This window comes from Janthinobacterium sp. UMAB-60 (genome assembly GCF_900095235.1).
Lineage (GTDB): Bacteria > Pseudomonadota > Gammaproteobacteria > Burkholderiales > Burkholderiaceae_D > Janthinobacterium.
Genome location: NZ_LT607500.1, coordinates 1 through 21768 on the forward strand (window position 1 = coordinate 1; position 21768 = coordinate 21768).

At 64.4% G+C, this 21768-nt stretch carries 18 protein-coding genes; 9 read left to right on the plus strand and 9 right to left on the minus strand.

The annotated features are described in order from the left end of the window. The 3 genes from K0F86_RS23975 to K0F86_RS23985 form a co-directional block, all read left to right on the plus strand. Nucleotides 1–2124: DUF6701 domain-containing protein (locus tag K0F86_RS23975; protein WP_374197319.1), on the plus strand; the 2124-nt coding region annotated here is incomplete at its 5' end. A 93-nt stretch (nucleotides 2125–2217) separates the two neighbouring features. After that, nucleotides 2218–2916, plus strand: coding sequence for a dienelactone hydrolase family protein (locus K0F86_RS23980; RefSeq protein WP_219136663.1), 699 nt, complete (start codon nucleotides 2218–2220; stop codon nucleotides 2914–2916). Between the two features lie 129 nt (nucleotides 2917–3045). Then, complete coding sequence (locus tag K0F86_RS23985; protein WP_219136664.1) at nucleotides 3046–3462, plus strand: SRPBCC family protein; 417 nt, start codon at nucleotides 3046–3048, stop codon at nucleotides 3460–3462. Nucleotides 3463–3580: 118 nt separating this feature from the next. On the opposite strand, the gene K0F86_RS23990 is transcribed toward K0F86_RS23985, so the two are convergent. Next, nucleotides 3581–5197 carry a M28 family peptidase gene (locus K0F86_RS23990; RefSeq protein WP_219136665.1) on the minus strand — a complete coding sequence of 539 codons (1617 nt, stop codon included), beginning with the start codon at nucleotides 5195–5197 and terminating at the stop codon, nucleotides 3581–3583. A gap of 134 nt (nucleotides 5198–5331) precedes the next feature. Here K0F86_RS23990 and K0F86_RS23995 point away from each other — a divergent pair, with 134 nt between their 5' ends. The 3 genes from K0F86_RS23995 to K0F86_RS24005 all read left to right on the plus strand — a co-directional run bounded on the left by K0F86_RS23995 (nucleotide 5332) and on the right by K0F86_RS24005 (nucleotide 10675). After that, nucleotides 5332–6213, plus strand: a complete 882-nt coding sequence (locus tag K0F86_RS23995) for an alpha/beta fold hydrolase (RefSeq protein ID WP_219136666.1) — start codon at nucleotides 5332–5334, stop codon at nucleotides 6211–6213. A gap of 200 nt (nucleotides 6214–6413) precedes the next feature. Beyond that, nucleotides 6414–8576, plus strand: a complete 2163-nt coding sequence (locus K0F86_RS24000) for a DEAD/DEAH box helicase (RefSeq protein WP_219136667.1) — start codon at nucleotides 6414–6416, stop codon at nucleotides 8574–8576. Nucleotides 8577–9019: 443 nt separating this feature from the next. After that, nucleotides 9020–10675 carry a PAS domain-containing methyl-accepting chemotaxis protein gene (locus tag K0F86_RS24005; protein ID WP_219136668.1) on the plus strand — a complete coding sequence of 552 codons (1656 nt, stop codon included), beginning with the start codon at nucleotides 9020–9022 and terminating at the stop codon, nucleotides 10673–10675. An 87-nt stretch (nucleotides 10676–10762) separates the two neighbouring features. Here the strand turns inward: K0F86_RS24005 and bamE are convergent, their stop codons facing one another. Genes bamE through K0F86_RS24030 form a run of 5 tightly spaced genes read right to left on the minus strand, consistent with a single transcriptional unit; the run spans nucleotide 10763 to nucleotide 14201 of the window. Further along, complete coding sequence (bamE, locus tag K0F86_RS24010) at nucleotides 10763–11071, minus strand: outer membrane protein assembly factor BamE (RefSeq protein WP_219136669.1); 309 nt, start codon at nucleotides 11069–11071, stop codon at nucleotides 10763–10765. Next, complete coding sequence (locus K0F86_RS24015; RefSeq protein ID WP_219136670.1) at nucleotides 11068–11856, minus strand: hypothetical protein; 789 nt, start codon at nucleotides 11854–11856, stop codon at nucleotides 11068–11070. Before K0F86_RS24015 ends, bamE begins: the two co-directional genes overlap by 4 nt. Nucleotides 11857–11905: 49 nt before the next feature. Then, complete coding sequence (locus K0F86_RS24020; protein ID WP_219136671.1) at nucleotides 11906–12265, minus strand: nucleotide pyrophosphohydrolase; 360 nt, start codon at nucleotides 12263–12265, stop codon at nucleotides 11906–11908. Further along, a complete protein-coding gene (locus K0F86_RS24025) occupies nucleotides 12262–12723 on the minus strand; it encodes a GNAT family N-acetyltransferase (protein ID WP_219136672.1) in 462 nt (153 codons plus the stop codon). Before K0F86_RS24025 ends, K0F86_RS24020 begins: the two co-directional genes overlap by 4 nt. Before the next feature lie 35 nt (nucleotides 12724–12758). Next, a complete protein-coding gene (locus tag K0F86_RS24030; RefSeq protein WP_257572333.1) occupies nucleotides 12759–14201 on the minus strand; it encodes a cytochrome P450 in 1443 nt (480 codons plus the stop codon). 113 nt (nucleotides 14202–14314) lie between these two features. On the opposite strand from K0F86_RS24030, the gene K0F86_RS24035 reads away from it, so the two are divergent. After that, nucleotides 14315–15172: a helix-turn-helix domain-containing protein gene (locus tag K0F86_RS24035; protein WP_257572334.1), complete on the plus strand. Its 858-nt coding sequence runs from the start codon at nucleotides 14315–14317 to the stop codon at nucleotides 15170–15172. Nucleotides 15173–15265: 93 nt separating this feature from the next. On the opposite strand, the gene ilvB is transcribed toward K0F86_RS24035, so the two are convergent. Beyond that, a complete protein-coding gene (gene ilvB, locus K0F86_RS24040) occupies nucleotides 15266–17014 on the minus strand; it encodes a biosynthetic-type acetolactate synthase large subunit (protein ID WP_219136673.1) in 1749 nt (582 codons plus the stop codon). Between the two features lie 99 nt (nucleotides 17015–17113). Here ilvB and K0F86_RS24045 point away from each other — a divergent pair, with 99 nt between their 5' ends. Together K0F86_RS24045 and K0F86_RS24050 are read left to right on the plus strand one after the other, a co-directional pair. Next, nucleotides 17114–17575 (plus strand): Lrp/AsnC family transcriptional regulator, encoded by a 462-nt coding sequence (locus K0F86_RS24045; RefSeq protein WP_070217690.1) that lies wholly within the window; start codon nucleotides 17114–17116, stop codon nucleotides 17573–17575. 92 nt (nucleotides 17576–17667) lie between these two features. Then, entirely contained in the window at nucleotides 17668–20139 is a 2472-nt protein-coding gene (locus K0F86_RS24050; RefSeq protein WP_257572335.1) for a TonB-dependent receptor, read from the plus strand. Here K0F86_RS24050 and K0F86_RS24055 read toward each other — a convergent pair. Together K0F86_RS24055 and K0F86_RS24060 are read right to left on the minus strand one after the other, a co-directional pair. After that, nucleotides 20136–20804: a response regulator transcription factor gene (locus tag K0F86_RS24055; RefSeq protein WP_257572336.1), complete on the minus strand. Its 669-nt coding sequence runs from the start codon at nucleotides 20802–20804 to the stop codon at nucleotides 20136–20138. The genes K0F86_RS24050 and K0F86_RS24055 overlap by 4 nt on opposite strands. Then, nucleotides 20801–21709: a histidine kinase gene (locus K0F86_RS24060; protein WP_219136674.1), complete on the minus strand. Its 909-nt coding sequence runs from the start codon at nucleotides 21707–21709 to the stop codon at nucleotides 20801–20803. The genes K0F86_RS24055 and K0F86_RS24060 overlap by 4 nt, the downstream gene beginning before the upstream one ends. Nucleotides 21710–21768: the final 59 nt, after the last annotated feature.

Below are 21768 nucleotides of genomic sequence, written 5' to 3' on the forward strand. Positions count from 1 at the left end.
GCCTACACGCCGTCCAATCCGTGCAGCTGCGTCACCAACAACAGCGGCTGGCCTGCCGGCAGCGTCAACCTCCCGAAATGCGGCCCCGGCACCCCCACCGGGCCCCACCATTTCCAGATCGACCATCCGGGCACGGCCCTGACGTGCGCGCCGCAAACCGTGACGGTGACGGCGTGCGCGGATGCCGCCTGCAGCGCCAAGTACACGGGCGGCGCGAATGTCACCGTCAGCCCCGGCGGCGTGGCCACGCCGATAGACAGCAGCGGGGTGGCAACGGCCAGCGTGCGCCAGTACACGGTCGGCACGGCCACCCTGAGCCTGACCAGCGTGCCCGGCACCACGGGCGCGCTGGTGTGCAAGCGCAGCTCGGACAATAGCAATAGCTGCAACATGGCGTTCACGGCGACGGGATTGATGCTCACGCCCACCAACCATATCTCGGGCACGCAGCCGTCGTTTGGCATCAGCGCCGTGCAGGCCAGCGGAGACCAGCAAGCCTGCGTGCCCCTGTTTGCCAACAAGAGCAAGGACGTGACGCTCGCTTGCGGCTACAGCAATCCCGCCAGCGGCACTTTGCCCGTCTTTGTCAAAGGCACGGGTGGTTTCATCGCCCTGGCGGCGAATAACAGCAGTGCTTGCAGTGCCCTGGGGAAGAGCGTCAACCTGGCGTTCAACGGCCAGGGCGTCGCCACGGCCGTCATGTCCTACGCGGACGCGGGGCAGCTGAACTTGACGGCCACTTATACGGGGTCAAGCGCCAGCGGCGACACTGGCTTGAGCATGACGGGCAGCGCCACTGTCATCGTCGTGCCGAAGCGTTTTGTGTTTGGCGCGATCGCCACGCCGCAGCGTGCGGGCCTGGCCGTGACGCCGGTGGCGCCAGCTACCACGATCAGTGTTTCGGCCCTGAATGATGTCGGGGCTGTGACGCCCAATTTTGGCAAGGAAGCGACGACGCAAACCGTGCAGTTGGGACACGCGATCGTCGCGCCCTTGTTTACCGACCGCCTCGACCCCGAGGTGGCAGGCAGTTTGACCTTCAATAACGGTAATGGCATAGGAACGGCCGCGAACATGAGCTGGCCGGAAGTGGGCACCATCCAGTTTACCGCCAGCTTGCCTGCCTACCTGGGGTGGTCGTTGCCACCTGTCAATGGCATCACGCCACCGTTGGCAACAGGCAATAGCGCCAATGTGCAATTCATTCCTCACCACTTTGCGACGGCAGTGACCGGGAAGGTGCCCATGCGGTGCGTGGCGCCACTGACGTGCGTGGGCGCGCAGCCGGGCCAGACCGTGGGCAACTTTGTGTATTCCAGGCAAGCGTTTGGCTTGCGCGTCACGGCGCAGAATGCGTCGAACGCGCCGACGCAGAATTTCGACGGTCAGGACAAGAGCTTGCCGGCGAACGTGGCTTTGCAAGGTTACGATGCCGCCACTGGCAAGACGGCTATGCCACCGGCCGATCCTGTGGGTAGCCAGCTCACCGATGGCACAGCCGCGCAGACTGTCGTGAGCGGCATCGCCGCAAGCAATTTCACGAAAGGCGTGGCCGACACCATCATCGCTTATCGCTTTCCCGGCGCCTATGCGGTGCCAGCCGGTGCGACAGCGCTGGCGTCACCCACCGACGTGCTGTTCCGCGCCACCACCACGTATCCGGGCGAGACCGTCGTGACGTCGGCGCCGTCCGCCTCGGGCACGGAAGGGCAGCTGACCATCCTGACGGGCCGCATGATGGTGCCGAACAGCTATGGTTCCGAGCGCCTGCCCATCCGGCTGCCCGTGCAAGTGCAGTACTGGAATGGGCGCTGGGTGAGCAATGCGTCCGACAGCGTCACCACATTTTCCCGGGCCGACGTCGTTTTGGCCAACTGCCGCAAGATGCTCACTTCGGGGGGCGGCGCGTGCAATGGCGCCGCAAAGGTGCAGGATGGTATGTATACCTTTGTCGCCGGTTTTTTGCCCTCGCCTAACGGTCGCCTGATGTTGCTGGCCCCTGGCGTGCCGGGCAGCGTCGACGTCTCCGTGCCCGCCCTGTCTTACCTGCCCAGTACGGTAGGCAGTGTCGTGTTTGGCGTCTTGCGATCCGGTCCCCTCATTTATTTGCGCGAGATGTATTGAGCCTGGGCAAAGGGGGGCGGACGCAGGCGGCGCGAAAAACCAGTAACATGCCTGGCTGTGGCATTCCCCCCCCAACCTCTGACTGGAGTTTCTATGAGCACAACATCGCAGTGGATCGATATCGCCGGCCCGGACGGCAGCTTCCAGGCTTACCTGGCCGTGCCGCATATCGGCAAAGGCCCCGCCATCATCCTGTTGCAGGAAATTTTCGGCGTCAATGAACACATCCGCGCCGTGGCCGACCAGTACGCGGCCGATGGCTACGTGGTGCTGGTGCCGGACCTGTTCTGGCGCGAGGGCGCACACATCGAGCTGGGCTATGACGAAGCAGGCTGGAAGCGCGCCGTGGAACTGATGCAGGCCACCGACAATCCGCATGCCGACGCCGATATCGCCACCACCGTCGCCGTCCTGCGCGCGCGCCCGGAAGTGACGGGCAAGCTGGCCTCGGTCGGTTACTGCTTCGGCGGCCGGCTGTCGTTTCAAACGGCCGCGGCCGGCCTGGTCGACGCCGCCATCGCCTATTACGGCGGCGGTATCCAGAACAAGCTGGACCTGGCCGAGCGTATCCAGGTGCCGCTGCTCATGCATTTCGGCGGCCAGGACAGCCATATTTCGCCGCAAGCCGTGCAAACCATCGCCGAGCGCTTCGAAGACCGGCAAGACGTGGAAATCCATATCTATCCGGGCGCCGAGCACGGCTTCAATTGCACCCACCGCGACAGCTACCAGCAGCGCGCCGCGGCCCAGGCGCATGGCAATTCCTTGATTTTCTTGGCGGAAAATCTTTAAGCGGGAGCGCCGCCAGCGCTGTCGACTCGGCAGTAAAGCCGCATGGGCGCTAAAATAGCGGCTGTGCCGGGCATCTCCGGCCGGCCGGGCGCAGCGCCCGGCAAACCTGGATGAGGAACCGAATCAAAGATGGCCCAAGTAATTGTTTCTGTGACATTGGCGGCAAGCGCCGAAAGAGTGTGGGATTTTATCGGCGGCTTCCAGTCGCTGGCTGAATGGTCGAGTTCAATCAAGACCAGCCTGTCCGAACATGGCGGCCGCGTGCGCCGGCTGAAAACTACGGACGGCGCCATCATCGCCGAACGTCTGCAAAGCTACAGCGAAGCGGACAAGAGCTACAGCTACACCATCGTCTCGGGTCCGATCCCCGTCAAGAACTACCGTTCCACCCTGCGCGTCACGGGCGAACCGGGTGCGAATGAGTGCGTGGCGCAATGGTCGGGCGAGTTCGACGCGGCCGAAGGCGTGGAAGAGGTGATGGTGGGCGCGTTTCAGCACCTGTATGAAACGGCGTTCGTGGACCTGAAACGCATCATGGCCATTTGAATCAACCATTGTAGGTCGGATTAGCGGCTACGCCGCGTAATCCGACGCCACCACCGGCGCTAACCATGTTGTCGGATTACGCGGGGCGATGCCCCGCTAATCCGACCTACGCTAGACGTTAACGCTTCACTTTTCCAAACGCCTCGCCCTTGTTCCAAGTAGGCAAGTTCTTGTCGTTCGCCACTTCGTAACCGAGGTTCAGGGTGAACTGCGCCTGCTGCACCATGCCGGACAAGTCCCACGACGGGTGGTATTCATCGGTGACCTGGTGATAATCCTTTTTAAACGCCACCAGGCGCTCGCTGGACGCTTTCGGTTCCTTGACGAAATCGAAGGAGCCGTCGCCGGAGAATACTGCCGAGCCCACGTTGAAGGCGGGCACGCCGGCCTTGGCAAACGCAAAATGGTCGGCGCGGTAAAACGCGCCGGACAGGTCGGGAATGGTGGGCGCCAGGCGCAGGCCCATGCGCTTGGCCACCCTGGCGGCGCTCGCGTACAGGCTGCTGCGCTCGGCGCCGGCCACGCCGATGTCGTGCGTCTTGCCGACAAAATTCATGCTGTCCAGATTCAGGTCGGCGGCCGTTTTCGCCAGCGGCCATAAGGGCTTGCGCGTGTAGGCCGTGCTGCCCAGCATGCCCGTTTCCTCGCCGGCCGGCCACAGGAAGATTTGCGTGCGGCGCGCCGGCTGTTTCACGGCAACCTGCGCCATGGCCAGCAGGGCCGCCGCGCCCGAGGCGTTGTCGATGGCGCCGTTGTAGATGTGGTCGCTCTGACCGCTGCGGCTATTGCCCTCGTCATCCTTGCCCAGGTGGTCCCAGTGGGCCGAATAAATGACGGCCTCATCCTTGAGCTTCGGGTCCGTGCCCGGCACGATGCCGGCCACGTTGAATTGTTCGATGCTGCGCACCTGGCTGTCGAGTTGCACCTTGACCGTGGCGTTCAGGGCCACGGGACGGAACGCGCGCGTTTCCGCCTGCGCACGCAGGGCGTCCAGGTCTTGCCCCGCTTGCTGGAACAGCGCGCGCGCCATGTCTTCCTGCAGCCAGCCTTCCATGGCATTGCCCGCGCCGGCCAGGTTGAAACGCTCGTGGCCGAAGCCGTTGGCGGGCACCGACCATGGATACGACGCCGATGCCGTCGTGTGGATCAGCAAGACGCCGGCGGCGCCCTGGCGCAGCGCTTCCTCGTACTTGTAGACCCAGCGCCCGTAATACGTGAGCGACTTGCCGGCAAAACGGTTGGGTTCGGCAACGGTCGGCTGCGGGTCGTTGACCATCATGATGACGAGCTTGCCCTTCAGATCGACGCCCTTGAAATCGTCCCAGTTTTCTTCCGGGGCGCGGATGCCGTAGCCGGCAAACACGACGGGCGCGTCGAACGCCACTGTCTGCTGGCCATTCGCCGCGCCAAAGACGATATCCTTGCCGAAGGCGGGAGCCAAGGTCTTGCCGCCCGCGCTGAAGGTGACTGTACTCGACGGCAAGGCCTTGCTGCCGACGATGGTCAGCGCCTGGCGGTAGCTGCCATCCTGCAACGGTTGCAGGCCGGCCACGGCCGCCTGCGTTTCCAGGTAGCGCACGGCCAGGTCGCCGCCGCGCTGGCCCGTGCCGCGTCCTTCCAGCAAGTCGTCGGCCAGGAAAGACAGATGGGCGCGCAGGGGCGCTTCGGCAACGAGCGGTTGGGCGAGGGCAGCCGTGCTGAACAGGCTGGCGGCGAGGACGAAGGGTAGACGCATGACAACTCCAAAAGTGAGTACGGGAAAGCAAAGCAGCGGTAATCTTACTCTACCGCAATGCTCTGGCGTAGCGCGCGGCGTGCGCGCGCCATTGCGGCCACAATGGCCGCTGGTCCACCGACAAGGAGCGTTCCATGACTGCCACCGACTTGCATTCAAACAATACCCTGCGTACCGCCGACGGCACCCTGATTCATTACAAGGATTGGGGCAGCGGCCCGCCCGTCGTCTTCAGCCACGGCTGGCCGCTGTCGTCCGACGCCTGGGAAGACCAGATGTTTTATCTGGCTTCGCACGGCTACCGCGTCATCGCGCACGACCGGCGCGGCCATGGCCGCTCCAGCCAGCCTTTCGTCGGCAACGACATGGATACCTATGCCGATGACCTGGCCGCCCTGATCGACGCGCTGGACTTGACGGGCGCCACCCTGGTCGGTCATTCGACGGGCGGCGGCGAAGTGGCGCGCTACATCGGCCGCCATGGCACGCAGCGCCTGGCGGGCGCCGTGCTGGTGGGCGCCGTGCCGCCGCTGATGCTGCAAACGGACGACAATCCGCTGGGTTTGCCGCTGTCCGCGTTTGACGCCATCCGCGCTGGCGTGCAGGCCGACCGCAGCCAGTTCTTCCGCGACTTGAGCGAGGCCTTCTATGGCTACAACCGCCCCGGCGCGACACCGTCGCAGGGCGTGCGCGAGCATTTCTGGCTGCAGGGCATGCAGGCGGGCATGCCGGCATCCTATTTATGCATCAAGCAATTTTCCGAGACGGATTTCACAGCTGACCTGGCCTGCTTCGACGTGCCGACCCTGGTGATCCATGGCGACGACGACCAGATCGTGCCGATTGCCGCCTCGGCGCGGCGCACTGCCGAGCTCATCATCGGCAGCAAGCTGCTCGTGTATGCGGGCGCGCCGCACGGCCTGGCGACGACGCACAAGGACAGGCTGAACGAGGACTTGCTGGAGTTTTTACGCCACTCGGTCGATGCGGCAAGCAATATCGAGGCGCATCTGTAAAACTGCCGAATCTATTGCAAAACATATAATATTGCTTGTTTTTTGCACCAATTGCGTGCGGATCGCCGATTTTTCTGCGTTGTAGATTGCAAAAAACGGCGTTCTGCCGCCTGTGTCCACCCGGTAAGGTCCAGTAAAGAGTAAACTAGCAGATACACTCTTTCGCATTGGGCGATTCGAGCGAACTTGTGAGTGATTTCATGTCTGATACACCAATTTCCTTATTTTCCGACCTTAACCTGAGCGAGCCGCTGATTCGCGCGCTCAAGGATGTCGGTTACGAAACACCGTCGCCTATCCAGGCGGCTACGATTCCATTATTGCTCGCTAACCGCGACGTGCTGGGCCAGGCGCAAACAGGCACGGGTAAAACCGCCGCCTTCGCCTTGCCTATCCTGTCGCGCATCGATCTGAAACAAAGCTCACCCCAAGCCCTGGTCCTGGCACCGACGCGCGAACTGGCCATCCAGGTCGCCGAAGCGTTCCAGGTGTACGCCGCCCACATTCCCGGCTTCCACGTGCTGCCGATCTACGGCGGTCAAAGCTATGGCCCGCAGCTGTCGGCCCTGCGCCGCGGCGTGCACGTCATCGTCGGTACCCCAGGCCGCGTCATCGATCACCTGGACAAGGGTTCGCTCGACCTGTCCAAGCTGAAAACGCTGGTGCTGGACGAAGCCGATGAAATGCTGCGGATGGGTTTTATCGACGATGTCGAACGCATCTTGAAAGAAACGCCGGACGGCCATCAAACGGCCCTGTTCTCGGCCACCATGCCTTCCGTCATCAAGCGTATCGCCACCACTTACCTGATCAATCCAGCCGAAGTGACGGTTGCCGCCAAGACGGGCACGGCCGACAACATCCGCCAGCGCTACTGGCTGGTGTCGGGCATGCACAAGCTCGACGCGCTGACGCGCATCCTGGAAGCGGAAGCGTTTGACGGCATGATCATCTTTGCGCGCACCAAGCTGGGCACGGAAGAGCTGGCCGGCAAGCTGCAAGCCCGTGGCTTCTCGGCTGCCGCCATCAATGGCGACATCCAGCAAGCGCAGCGCGAGCGCACGATCCAGCAGTTGAAAGACGGCAAGATCGACATCCTCGTGGCTACCGACGTAGCCGCCCGTGGCCTGGACGTCGAGCGCATCAGCCACGTCGTCAACTACGACGTGCCGCACGATCCGGAAAGCTATACCCACCGTATCGGCCGCACGGGCCGCGCCGGCCGCAGCGGCGAAGCGATTTTGTTCATCACCCCGCGTGAAAAGAACTTGCTCAAGGCTATCGAGCGCTCGACCCGTCAGCCGATCAGCATGCTGGAATTGCCGACCATCCAGGCCGTCAACGATGTGCGTATCGCCAAGTTCAAGGAACAGATCAGCGAAACCCTGGCCCTGGGCGAACTGGAGCAGTTCCAGTCGCTGATCGAAGATTTCGAGCGCGAGCAAAACATTCCTGCCATCGAAATCGCCGCCGCCCTGGCGAAGATGGCGCGTGGCAATACGCCTCTGCTGCTGGACAAGAACAAGGCGCGCGAGCAAGCCACGTGGCAAGACGACCGTCCTGTACGCCAGGACCGCTTCGAACGCAATGACCGTCCGGAACGGGGCGACCGCTTCGAGCGTAACGAGCGCAGCGACCGTGGCGAACGCCCGGCCTTCCCGAAAAAGGAACGCATCTCCCGTCCTGCCGACGCCGGCATGCAGACTTTCCGTATTGAGGTAGGTCATCAGCATGGCGTGAAACCGGGCAATATCGTGGGCGCCATCGCCAACGAAGCGGGCATCGATTCGAAAAACATCGGCCGCATTGAAATCTATGACGATTACAGCGTGCTGGACTTGCCAGATACCATGCCGAAAGAATTGCTGGATCAGCTGAAGTCCGTCTGGGTTGCTGGTCAGCAACTGCGCATCAGCCGCGACGGCGACGCACCGGACCTGGCGCCGCCAGCCGCGCCGCGCAAGCCGTTCGCCGCCAAGTCCGCGCCAGCGTTCAAGGATGCGCCAGCGGACGCGGGCGAGGCAGCACCAGCGCCGCGCGCGCCGAAGAAGGAACGTCCACGCCCGGGCGTGACGGCCTACCGCATCGAAGTGGGCCGTGAGCACGCCGTGACGCCAAGCAACATCGTGGGCGCCATCGCCAACGAAGCGAACCTGGAAGCCAAGCATATCGGCCGTATCGATATCTTTGACAACTACAGCGTGCTGGACTTGCCGGAAGGCATGCCGCCGGAAATCCTCGACCACCTGAAATCGGTCGTCGTTTCGGGTCAGAAACTGCGCATCAGCCTCGATGACGGCACGACGGAGCGCAAACCTGCGCCAGCGCGTCCAAAGTCGCCACCGCGTAAAACGTTCAAGTAAGCCATCCCTGCACAGGCGCCTCCCCGGCGCCTGTGTCGCGGATTGGAGACATATATTCCACTGGCGCGCTCGCGCCAGTTTTTATTTCCCCTCAATAAATGTTCATTGCTGATGCGTCATGCTTGCCGGCAGGCGTCGCCATGTGCCGGCGGTTATTGCGGCGCTTGCGCATCTTTTTATCGTCGCCCACACCATATTTATTGCCTGCTACATCAATACATAATTTTTTATTAATTATTGTATCTGCACGCAATTTGAATTTTACATTTCAATAAAATCAATCAAGTTGAATCAAAGTAAATCATAAAACATAAATAAATTGACTTTTATTAAATTGTTTGACCAGCGTCACTGTCGCCGTGGTGATATCTCGCCGGTGCTTGATGTGGTATATTGTTTTTATGATTTTGTTATGCTAGTTGAAAAAAAATAGAGGAGCGACGATGCGGGTCAATACGCCTATCACGCAAAAGGAATACGTATTAAATGAAGGCATGACGATTGTTTCCACCACGGATTTACAGGGAAACATCAATTACGCCAATCAGTATTTCATTGAGGTCAGCGGCTTTTCAGAAATGGAATTGCTGGGTGCGCCACAGAATATCCTGCGTCATCCCGATATGCCGGCCGAAGCGTTTGCCGACCTGTGGGATACCATCAAGACGGGCATGCCGTGGACCGGCATGGTCAAGAACCGCTGCAAGAACGGCGATTTTTACTGGGTCTTCGCCAATATCACGCCCGTCATCGAAAATGGACGCCCGATCGGCTATATGTCCGTGCGCACCAAGCCCACGCGCGAGCAGATCAACGAGGCGGCGGCCCTGTATAAAAGTTTCAAGGACGGTAATAGCGCCAACCTGGCGATCCGCAACGGCCGCGTCGTGCGCCAGGGCTGGGCCGCCAAGCTGGCCGAGTGGCGCAAATTGACCCTGTCGCAAGACCTGGCCCTGCATTGCATCGTCTTTGGCGTGGTGCTGGCCATCCTCGGCTGCGCCGTGTGGAATATCGATGGCGATACGAGCACGGCCACGCGCAGCTGGCTCAGCGGTGCCGCCGCCGCCGCCGTCGCGCTGATGCTGTATTTCTGGGCCCATCTGCACAATTCGCTGGTCGCGCCGCTGGGCGACGCCATCACGATGGCGCGCAAGATGGCGGGCGGCGATTTGACGGGCGTGATCGACAAGGTGCGTGATGATGACATGGGTCAATTGATGGCGGCCTTGCGCCAGACCAACATCAACTTGCACAGCATTATCGGCGACGTGCGCGCCAATTTCGAGGATATCCGCATCACCACGGCGGAAATCGCCACGGGCAATATGGATCTGTCCAGCCGCACGGAATCGCAGGCGTCCAGCCTGGAGCAGACGGCGGCCAGCATGGAAGAACTGACGTCCACCGTGCAAAACAGCGCCGACCACGTGTCCACGGCCAACGACCTGGCGGTGCAGGCGTCCACCGTCGCGGCCAAGGGCGGCACTATCGTCAGCGAAGTGGTCACCACGATGGATGAGATCAGCAGCTCGTCGCGCAAGATTCTCGACATCATCGGCCTGATCGATGGCATCGCCTTCCAGACGAATATCCTGGCCTTGAACGCGGCCGTGGAAGCGGCCCGCGCGGGCGAGCATGGCCGCGGCTTTGCCGTCGTGGCGGGCGAGGTGCGCAGCCTGGCGCAGCGCTCGGCAACAGCGGCGAAAGAGGTGAAAAACCTGATCGACCATTCGATCGCCACCGTGAACGCGGGCAGCGTGCTGACCAGCAATGCGGGCGCCACCATGGCGGAAGTGATCGCCTCGGTGGCCCGCGTGACGGAAATGATGGACGAGATTTCCTCCACCACGCGCGAGCAGAACCAGGGCATCGGACAAGTCAACCAGGCCGTCATTCACATGGATGGCATCACGCAGCAGAATGCGGCGCTGGTGGAGCAGGCGGCCGCGGCCGCCACCAACCTGGCGCAGCGCACCGAGAGCGTGGCCCAGTCGATCGGCATCTTCAAATTGAAGGCTTCGCCCAAGCGCAAGGCTGCCGGCGTGGGGCGCGGCGTGGGTGCGGGCGTGGCGGCAAGGGCGCTGTTAAAGGTACGCTAGTAAAACCCGCGAACTGCCGGGGTCAGTCACTGCGTGACCGGAATGCTTCCCATTGGGAGCATTCCCCCCAGACTTTGTGGGGTACTCTTACTTCTTCACCCGATACACTTCCCCGCTGCGTACCTTCTTCACCACCCCATCCCCGCCAAACAAAATCACATATTCTGCCTGCGCGCCCGCAGCGGCCGGGTAGGTGTACATCCACACTTCATTGCCGCTGTCGAAACGGATGGCCGTGCTGTCGCCCAAGGCGGCGCGCACCTGTTCGCGCGTGCTGCTGCCCGGTTGCACCGTCTGTTCCAGGGTAGCGTAAGGTACATTCTTGCTTGCCTGCAAGGCGCGCGTGCCGGAACAGGCGGCCAGCAGCGTCAGCATGGCGATCATCAGCCACTTCATGGCGCCACCTCGTCCATATAAGTAAATTCCAGCAGGGTATCGTCGGGCCAGCTCGTATCCCACAAGGGCGCGTAATACGTGCGGTCAAGCAATACCTGGCAATCGCAATAGGGCAGCGAGGCGGGCGTTTGCTCGCCACCCGCGTACAGCATGGTGAACGGTAACGAAACCCTGCGTTCGCCATGCACGAGGGTGACGCCGAACAGGGGGCGGTCCGTGAAGAACAGATAATTGCCGTCCGGCTCGGAACACACTTTGTCGGTGCTGTAGAGCATGCTGGACAGCCAGGCGATGATTTGCGGGTCGTTCGAGATCAGGCCCGAATCCATGCCGGCGCGGCACTCCAGGCGCAAGTCGCCCAGGCGCCGCGTGTCGGGCGGCAAGCCGGGCGTGATCACCTGCGCGCGCCAGCTCATGGTAGTGGCCCTGCGGTTGGCGATCAGCACGGCGTCTTCGCGCGCGGCCTGCGCATGGCGCACGGGGGCAAAGCTGTTGTCCGGCGCCAAGGGCAAGGGGATGCTGACGGTGTCGCCGGCGATGCGCAGTTGCACGCCCGTCATGTCCACGCCGGGCTGGCGCGGCAGCAAGCGGAAGCGCAGGCTCGCCTGCGGCGCCAGCGCATGGTCGCGTTCGAAGCGGTCCACGCCCTGCAGCATCTTGCGGTACGATTTATCGACGGGGTCGCGCGTGGCGTCCACTTTGACTTGCGGCACGGGCGCGGTTTGCGCCAGTGCAACATGGCCGTGGATCAGGCAGACGAGCAGCAGGGAAAAAGGAATACGCATGGCTGGATGCTACGCCTTTTTACGCGGCAGCCACGCACGGATGGGTGTTTCAGTATTCGCTATATTTGCGCGCGTCGCCGCGCACCTGCTGCGCCGGGTATTTCTGCGCGTTGAGTTCCATCTTTTCCAGCACGGCCGCGTGCAGGTCGACGCCGCTCTTGTCGGCCAGCCGCACCAGATACATCAGCACGTCGGCCAGCTCATGGCGGATGCCCGTGCGCTTGGCCTCGTCCAGTTCGCTATCTGCCCCCGTGGGCAGCCACTGGTAGTGCTCGGCCAGCTCCGCCACTTCCACGGACAGGGCCATGGCCAGGTTTTTTGGCGTGTGGAACTGGTCCCAGTCGCGTTCGTCGGCAAAGGCGCGCAGGCGCGCGCGGATATCAATCAGGCTGTCGGCAGGCGCGCTCATGCCGCCACCTGCAGTGGTTTTTCCATGAAGACACTGAACGGATCGTCGGGATAGTCGCCGTACGGTCCGCGCCGCAGATAGCCGTGGCGCGCGTACAGGGCGATGGCTTCTGGCTGGTGGATGCCCGTCTCCAGGGTCAGCAAGCGGCAGCCGCGCGCCAGCGCCTGTTCTTCCAGCAGGGCCAGCAGGCGCTTGGCCAGGCCCAGGCCACGGCTGTCCGGGTGCACGTACATGCGCTTGACCTCACCGAAATCGGGCGTGACGACGATGGCGCCGCAAGCGCGCGCTGCGCCTGCCGCATCGCGGGCGACAGCAAACAGCAGGGTATCGGACGGCACCGATGCCAGGTCCAGCGAGTAGACGCACTCGGCCGGGTACAGGGTCTGTTGATAGGCATCAAGTTCGGCGATCAGGGTTTGCACGTCGGCTTGCTGCGGCGATTCCAGGCGGATGGTCATGGGGAGGTCGAATGAATGGGACTTCCCGCATGGTATCACTGCGGCCGCGCCAGGCGCATGCTCAAACCGATGGGCGACATCACAAACCCCATCAGTTCCTGCGCCTCGCCGCCATCGGGCGTATCGACGCCGGCGATGTCGAAGCTGCTCAGCAGCATGGCCATGGCGATCTTGATTTCCAGCAAGGCCAGATAGCGGCCCGGGCACGTGCGCAAGCCGGCGCCGAAGGGCATCGAAGCGCGCTTGTTGTTCGCCTCGCCGCCTTCGGCCAGCCAGCGCTCGGGCTGGAACGCCTGCGCGTCGGGGAAGTGCGTCTCGGACACCGTGTCGTGGCGCATCACGCACCAGACGAGAGTGCCGGCCGGCACGGCAATATCGCCGATGACCGTGTCGCGCAGCGCCTCGACGGGCAGGAATGGCGCCACCGGTTTCAAACGCATGGCTTCGCTGGCGCAGGCGCCCAGGTAGTCGAGGCTGTCCATCTGTTCGATCGTAAAATGGGCCGCGTCGGGCGCCAGGCGCCGCACTTCCTCGCGCGCCCGCGCCAGGGTGTGCGGATGGCGTTGCAACAGGTAAATTATCCAGGACAGCGTGTTGGCCGTCGTATCCTCGCCCGCCAGCAGCATGGTCAGCACATTGCCGGCCACGGCGCGGTCATCCACGCCGCTGTCGGCTTCGTCGGCGGCGGCGATCATCGCTTCGAGCAGGTTGGGCGGACGCGCGCGGCGCGCCGGGTCGCGCGCCATGCGCGTGCGCGCCTGCTGCACCAGGCCGGCCACGGCGGCGGAGAGGGCCGCCACGTCGCGGTCCAGGCGGCGGTCGATGGGCAGCTTGACATAGCGCCAGTACGGAAACATGGACAGGCTGCGCCGCGCCACGGCGGGCAGGATGTCGTCCATGTGGCGCTGGATCACGTCTTCGCCCGATTCGAGCGTGTTGACCTCCGTGCCGAAGGCCAGGCCGGCGATGATGTCGACCGTGTAGCGTTTCAGGTCGCCATCGAGGTCGATCGCCTGGCCTTGCGTGGCGGCCAGATGCCAGCGCCGCTGCAGGCGCTGTGCCACCGTCACCAGTTTTGGAAAATAAGCCTTGATGGCGCCCGGCGCCATGCCGGCCATCACCATGCGGCGCTGGTTGCGCCACTCGCTGCCCTCGGCCAGGAACAGGCCGGGGATGCCGCCCATTTCCTCGGACACGACGGAGCTGCTCAGGGGGCGGCGAAAACCGTCGGGCCGGTCGCGCAGCACGGTGCCGACGGCCTCGCTGTCGGCCACCACCAGCACCAGCGTGCGGCCGAACCAGGCGCGCATGAAGGGGCCGTAGCGCCGCACCCACTGCTCCACGTCGCGGTGGATACGCGTGAGCTTGAGTTGCAGGCTGTTGCCGACGATGGGCAGGGCGAAGGGCCCCGGCAGGTGGCGGATCTGGCGCAAAGGCATGGCGACGACGGGCGTGGCGGCGTGGTCGAGCGGGGGCATGGCGGACTCCTGGTGGATGGCGACAATGACATCACTGTAGCGCGCTTGCGCGCCCGCGTCTTGAACGAATACGACATCGTGCGGTGCCCGACTTTGCCGGTACAATCGTCGCCATGCCTGCCGCCCCTACGCCCCTGACCCGTTTGATCGCACCGCGCACCGCGCTCGCTTCCTGCGTGCGCGCCATCCTCGTGCGCGACACCACGCGCTGCGCGCCACTGCCGCCGGCGCAACGCCTGAACCGCTTTCCCGTCGCGCCCATGTGCAGCATCATCTGGACCGTCGCGGGCGACGTCGAGGCGGCCGCGCCGGGCCTGTCGCTGCCGGACGTGCGCATGCCGCCCGCGCTGTTCGGCGGCCCCCGCTCGTATCCGCTGGTCAGCTACAACCCCGGTCCCGTGCATTCGTTTGTCGTGATGTTCTATCCCGCCGCCCTGCATGCGTTGACGGGCATATCGATGGATACCTTGCTGGACCAGTTTCGCCCGCTCGATGCGCTGTTCGATGCCGACTGGCTGGTCTTGTCCGACGCCGTGCTGGCGGCGCCCGACGACGAGGTCCGCGTCAGGCTGGTGGAAGACTTCCTGGCACCGCGCTGGCAGGCGGCGCGCAAGGGCAGCGACGTGTCGGCCGGCGTTGTGCAGGATTGGGTGCGCCGACTGGGCGTGCAGGCGGCATCGACGGGCCTGGCCAGCAGCGCGCGCCATATCGAGCGCCGCATCAAGGCCTGGGCCGGCCAGCCCATGCGTACCTTGCGCCGCATGCGCCGCGCAGAGCAGCTATTCCTTGACGAGCGTGGCGCCATCCTGCAAGGCAGGGTGTCGTGGTCCGATATCGCCGCCAGCGGCGGTTACGCCGACCAGGCCCATTTCTGTCGCGAGACGCGCGAAATCACGGGCTTGAGTCCCACCGAGCTGGCGCGCGCCATGAAAGAAGATGAAAGTTACTGGATCTACCGGATTTGGGCGTAGGTCGGATTAGCTCGTAGAGCGTAATCCGACAACATCGTTGGCGAGGCCGGTGGTGGTGTCGGATTACGCGAGGTGTTGCCCCGCTAATCCGACCTACCGTTCCGTGTACACCTTTCCCTTGGATAAGGTCACTTCATGGTGCCCGGCGCCGGGGGCCATCATGGGGAAGCAGTTTTCCGCGCCATGCACGCGCACGTCAAGGAAGTACGGGCCTTCGGACGCCAGGCAGGCCGCCAGCGCTGCGTCGAGCTCCTCGCGCCGGCTCACCGTGTGCGCCTGCCAGCCGAACGCGCGGGCCAGGGCGACGAAGTCGGGCAGCGCTTCCGTGTAGCTGTGACTGTAGCGCCCGCCGTGTATCAGTTCCTGCCACTGGCGCACCATGCCCATGTAGCCATTGTTCGACAACACCACTTTGACGGGCAGGCGGTGCTGTACGGCGGTGGCCAGTTCCTGGATATTCATCAAAATCGAGGCGTCGCCGCTGACGCACACCACGCAGGCATCCGGGTGGGCGATCTGCGCGCCGATGGCGGCCGGCAGGCCGTAGCCCATGGTGCCGGCGCCGCCCGAGGTCAGCCAGCGCCGGGGCTGCTCGAAACGCAAATGCTGGGCCGCCCACATCTGGTGCTGGCCCACGTCGGTGGAGACGATGGCGTCGCCGCCATCCATGCTGTCCAGCGCCGCCTGCAGCCGGCGCATCAGCGCCTGCGGCGCGATCACCTGCGGCGTGTCGTCGAACGCCAGCGAGTCCTGCGCGCGCCAGCCATCGATGCGCTGCCACCACGGCTGGCGGTCCGCCAGCAGGCGTCCGCGCAGCTGCGCCAGCAAGGCAGTGAGCACGGGCGCGCAGTCGCCGCGCAGGGCCACGTCGGCGCGCACCACCTTGCCAATCGAGGCCGGGTCGATATCGACGTGGATGACCTTTGCACCGGGGCAGAAGGCGTCCAGCCGTCCCGTCACCCGGTCGTCGAAGCGGGCGCCCACGCAAACGACCAGGTCGGCATGGTGCATGGACAGGTTGGCTTCCAGCGTGCCGTGCATGCCCAGCATGCCGAGGAAGGCCGGGTGCGAAGCGGGAAAGGCGCCCAGGCCCAGCAAGGTCAAGGTACAGGGCGCGGCCGCCAGTTTCACCAGTTGTTGAAACGCGGCGCAGGCGTCCGGGCCGGAATTGATGAGCCCTCCGCCGCCATAGAACACGGGCTGGCGCGCACCGGCGATCAGGCTGGCGGCCCGTTCCAGGTCGGTACTGTCGGGCAGGGGCGCGGACGCTTGGGCGGCTGGCGTCAGCGGCGCGGTTTCGATGACCTGCGCCAGTTGCAGATCCTTGGGAAAGTCGACCAGCACGGGGCCGGGCCGGCCCTGCGTTGCCTGCGCGTACGCTTCGCGCAGCACGGCCGCCGTTTCATCGGCCGTGCGGATTTGCCGGTTCCACTTGGTGACGGGGCGCGAAATGCCCAGCGCGTCGCATTCCTGGAAGGCGTCGGTGCCGATGCTGGTGGTGGCCACCTGGCCGCTGATGCAGATGACGGGGATCGAATCGCACAGGGCGTCGAGCAAGCCCGTGGTGGTGTTGCTCATGCCGGGGCCGGAGGTGACGAAGACGACGCCGGGCCGGCCCGTGCTGCGCGCATAGCCCTCGGCCGCGTGCACGGCCGCCTGTTCGTGGCGCACGAGAATATGGCGCAGCCGGGGCTGGGCGTGCAGCGCGTCGTACAGGGGCAGCACGGCGCCACCGGGATAGCCGAAGACGGTGTCGACGCCCAGCGCCAGCAGGGTATCGATCAGGGTGCTGGCGCCGTTATGGGAGGCGCGCGCGAGGAGGGGATCGGGATCGGGTTTCATGGCCTTATTTTCTGCCTGATGCGGCAGAAAAGGCTGCTGGTTTTCTCGTATAGAATGACAACTTCAGCAAAATTTGCTGTAAAAATAAGGAAAAGCAGAATGAAGCTGGACAAATTCGACCTCGCCATCCTGACGGCCCTGCAGCAGGATGCCCGCATCAGCCTGCATGACCTGAGCGCCAAGGTGGGCCTGACCTCGTCGCCATGCTGGGCGCGCATCAAGCGCATGGAAGACGATGGCGTCATCGAGGGGTATACGGTGAACGTCAACGCGGCCAAGGTGGGGCTGGCCGACACCGTCATCGTGCAAGTCACGCTGGACGACCATTCCGACCAGGCCCTGTTCGAATTCGGCCACGCGCTGGCCATGATCCCGGAAGTGCTGGAAGCGTTTCTTGTCTCGGGCGACTACGATTACTACCTGCGCATCGCGGTCAGCGACACGCGCGACTATGAGCGCCTGCTGCGCGAGCGCCTGTATAAAATTCCCGGCATCCGCCACAGCAAATCGAGCTTTGTGTTGCGCCAGCTCAAGCAGAGCTACCTGCCCTTGCAGCGCTAGCTCCCCGCACGGCGGGAGTTTTTCCCTAGCGTATCCCCTGGTGGCTGTCCGATACTGGACGCAATAAAAACCACTATAAATCGGGGATACGCATGAGACTGACTTTATTCGCGGCCGCCGCCATGGCGCTGTGCCAGGCGCAGGCCGCCGAGCCTGCCGCATCGGGCGACTTGCCCACCGTTATCATCACGGGCAGCATGCCGCTGCCTACCGTGGAGCAGCCGCGCGATACTTTGGCCGCGCCCGTGCAGACGGCCAGCGCGCAGCAGATCGCGCGCAGCGGCGCGCTCGACATCTCCGCCTTCCTGCGCCGCAACCTGGGCAGCGTGTATGTGAACGAGGTGCAGAACAACCCGTTCCAGCCCGACGTAAGCTACCGCGGCTACACGGCCTCGCCCCTGCTGGGCACGCCGCAAGGACTCTCTGTGTACCTGGACGGCATGCGCCTGAACCAGCCGTTCGGCGACGTCGTCAGCTGGGACTTGATCCCGCGCATGGCGATCGAATCGCTGACCCTGATGCCCGGCTCGAACCCTCTGTTCGGTTTGAACACCCTGGGCGGTGCGCTGGCCCTGCAAACCAAGGACGGGCGCAGCAATCCCGGCACCGCCATCGAAGCGCGCCTCGGTTCCGCTCAACGTCGCGGCGTCGAGTTCGAGCATGGCGGCAGCAATGCGCAGGGCTGGCACTGGTATGTGACGGGCAACCGTTTCAAGGAAGAGGGCTGGCGCGACGATTCCCCATCCGACGTGCGCCAGCTGTTTGGCAAGCTGGGCTGGAGCGATGCGCGCACCGATATCGCCGTCACCGTAGCCCACGCGGACAATGCGCTGACGGGCAATGGCTTGCAGGAGCAGCGCCTGCTGGCGCGCGACTACCGCAGCGTCTACACCAAGCCCGATTTGACGCAGAACAAGTCGACCCTGCTGAACCTGACGGGCAAGCACCAGGCCAGTGAGGCCTTGCTATTGTCCGGCAATGTGTACTACCGCAAGATCGACACGCACACGTTCAACGGCGACCTGAACGACGAATCGCTCGACCAGTCCGTCTACCAGCCCGGCGCGGCCGAGCGCGCGGCACTGGCGGCGGCCGGCTACACGGGCTTTCCCGCCAGCGGGGCGAATGCAGGCAATACGCCGTTTCCGAAATGGCGCTGCATCGCCAACGTCTTGTTGAACGATGAACCGGCTGAAAAATGCAACGGCATGATCAATCGCAGCCATACGCAGCAGGAAAACTATGGTTTTTCGGGCCAATTCACGGCGCTGGCCGACGTGGCCGGAGCGCGCCATGTCGTCACGGCCGGCGCCGCCTACGACACGAGCCACGCCACCTTCCGCCAGACCAGCCAGTTCGGCTACCTGAACCCGGACCGCGGCATCACGCCCGTCGACTTCTTTGCCGACGGCACGGAAATCGACGATGACGGCACGCCCGTCGACAACCGGGTCGATTTGAGCGGGCGCATGCGCACGTGGAGCGTGTATGCGAGCGACAGCATTGCATTGAATCAAGCGTTGACCTTGACCATCTCCGGTCGCTACAACCGCAGCACGGTGCGCAACCGCGACACCATCACGCCGGGCGGGGGCAACGGTTCGCTCGATGGCGACCACCGTTTCAGCCGCTTCAATCCCGCCATCGGCCTGGCCTATGCGCCGGCGGCCGGCATCGGCGCTTACCTCGGCTACAACGAAGGCAGCCGCACGCCGACGGCCATCGAACTCGGCTGCGCCGACCCGGAAAACCCGTGCCGCCTGCCCAACGCCATGGCCGGCGACCCGCCCTTGAAACAGGTGGTGACGAAGACGTGGGAAGCGGGCGTGCGCGGCAAGTTCGCCGACGTGGCGCGCTGGAGCGCGGGCATGTTCCGCGCGGAAAACCACGACGATATCCTGTTCGTGGCCGACAACCAGGCGGGATTTGGCTACTTCAAAAATTTCGGCAAGACGCGCCACCAGGGCATGGAGCTGGCGCTGGACGGCAAGACGGGCGCGCTGGACTTCGGCGTCAACTATACGTGGCTGCAGGCGACGTACCAAAGCCGGGAAGTGGTCAACGGCAGCGCCAACAGCAGCAGCGACGCGCAAGCACCTGGCCTGGAAGGCAATATCGTCATCGCGCCCGGCAACCGGATTCCGCTGACTCCCAGCCACATTTTCAAGACGCACGTGGATGTCCAGGGCGGACGCGAGTGGACGGTGGGCCTGGCCATGACGGCCGTGTCGAGCGCCTATGCGCGCGGCAATGAAAACAACCGGCACCAGGCGGGCGGGGCGTCGTACCTGGGCGCGGGCAAGAGCGGCGGCTATGCCGTGGTCGAGCTGAATGGCAAGTACCAGCTGACGCCACAGCTGAGCATATTTGCCCAGGTAAATAACTTGTTCGACCGGAAGTATGCGACGGCGGCCCAGCTGGGTGCGACGGCTTTCGACGCCAACGGCCATTTTGCCGCCCGGCCGCTGCCCGCCGTGAATGGCGCGTATCCGATGGTCAACGCGACCTTCTATGCGGCCGGCGCGCCGCGCAGCGTGAATGCGGGCTTGCGTTACGCGTTTTAAGGGAGAATATGTTCGATGACGCCGTGGCGCAGCGCCAGGTGGACCAACGCGGCGGGGCCGGGCACGTCGAGCTTTTCCTTGATGCACGTCTGGTGGTTGGCCACCGTCTTGCTGCTCAGGTGCAGCAGGCGGGCGCAGTCGGCGGCGCTGCGGCCTTCGGCCAGCAGGCGGAAGATTTCGAATTCGCGCTGGCTCAGGCTGCTCAAACGCTTTGCTTCCATGCGGGCCGTGCCCTGCAGCACGCCCGGTGCGCTGTGCGGATCGAGGTAGCGCCGGCCCGCGTGGGCGGCGCGCACGGCGTCGACCAGGTGTTCCGGGTCGGCCTGCTTGCTGACGAAGCCGCAGGCGCCGCCGTCCAACGCGCGCGCGATCAGCTGCGGCGTGTCGTGCATGGTAAACACCAGCACGCGCGCAGCGGCGTCGCGCGCGACCAGCTTGCGCAGCAATTCCAGGCCGCCGATGCCGGGCATGGACAAATCCGTGACGCAGACGTCAGGCGCCTGCTCCTGATACAAGGCATACGCCGTTTCGCCATTGCCGGCCTCGGCCACGACGGCGATGTCGCCGCCCTGTTCCAGCAGGCGCCGGTAGCCCGTGCGCACCACCGGGTGGTCGTCCACCAGCATCACGCGGATCGGCTGCAGGGCGCTGTGCATGGCGTTCATGCCGCGCACCGGGCCGCCAGGGCCACTTCGATGCGCAAGCCGTTGCCCAGCGCGCTGATCCAGCGGATATGGCCGCGCAAGCCGGCCACGCGCTCGCGCATGCCCAGCATGCCGAAGCCGGAGTCCTGCTGCCTGTCCTGGCACAAACCCCGGCCATTGTCTTCGATGGCCAGGTGCAGCAAGCCGTGCGCATCGGCGCGCAATTCCACGGTGGCCTGGTCGGCGCCCGCGTGGCGTGCCACATTCGTCAAGCCTTCCTGCACCAGGCGGTAGATGGCCGTGGCGATGCTGTCGTCGAGGTCGGCGGGGATGGCGTGCGGCGCGAAACGGCAAGCGATGCCGTGCTGCTGGGCCCAGCTGTCGCACAGCGCCTGCAGGGCCGGCGCCAATCCCAAGCTGTCGAGCACGGGCGGGCGCAGCCGGCGCAGCATGCTGCGCACCATCGCATGCAGCGCTTCCGCGGAGCGGGCGATGCTGGCGGCGCAGGCTTGCACGTTCGCCTGGTCGCCATCGCGCGCGCGCAGGATATAGCTGGCGGCGGCGCGGATGGCCGTGCAGTCTTGTCCTACTTCATCGTGCAGCTCGCGCGCCAGCGCGCAGCGTTCCTCTTCCTGCGCGCGCAGCAGGCGCTGCGTGAGCGCGCGGTTTTGCGCCAGCAGCAGCGCCACCTGGCGTCCGCGCCAGACGGCAAAGCCGGCCAGTACCAGCACCAGCAGCAGCAGGCTCAGGGCCAGTTCATCGAGTTGCCAGTGCTCCTGGCGCCAGAGGACGCGCGTCAGCCGTTCGGCCAGGTCCAGCCTGATGGCCAGCAGGAAAAAAGCCAGCGCCAGCGCGCCGCACGCGATGCTGCGCCAGACCGGCCGCATGCCTGAGCGGCCGCTGCCGGCCAGTTGATGGTGTTCCATGATGCTGCTCCCTGAGCACGGTCGATTCCCTTGTTGTGCAAGCTTCATGCCATCGGCAC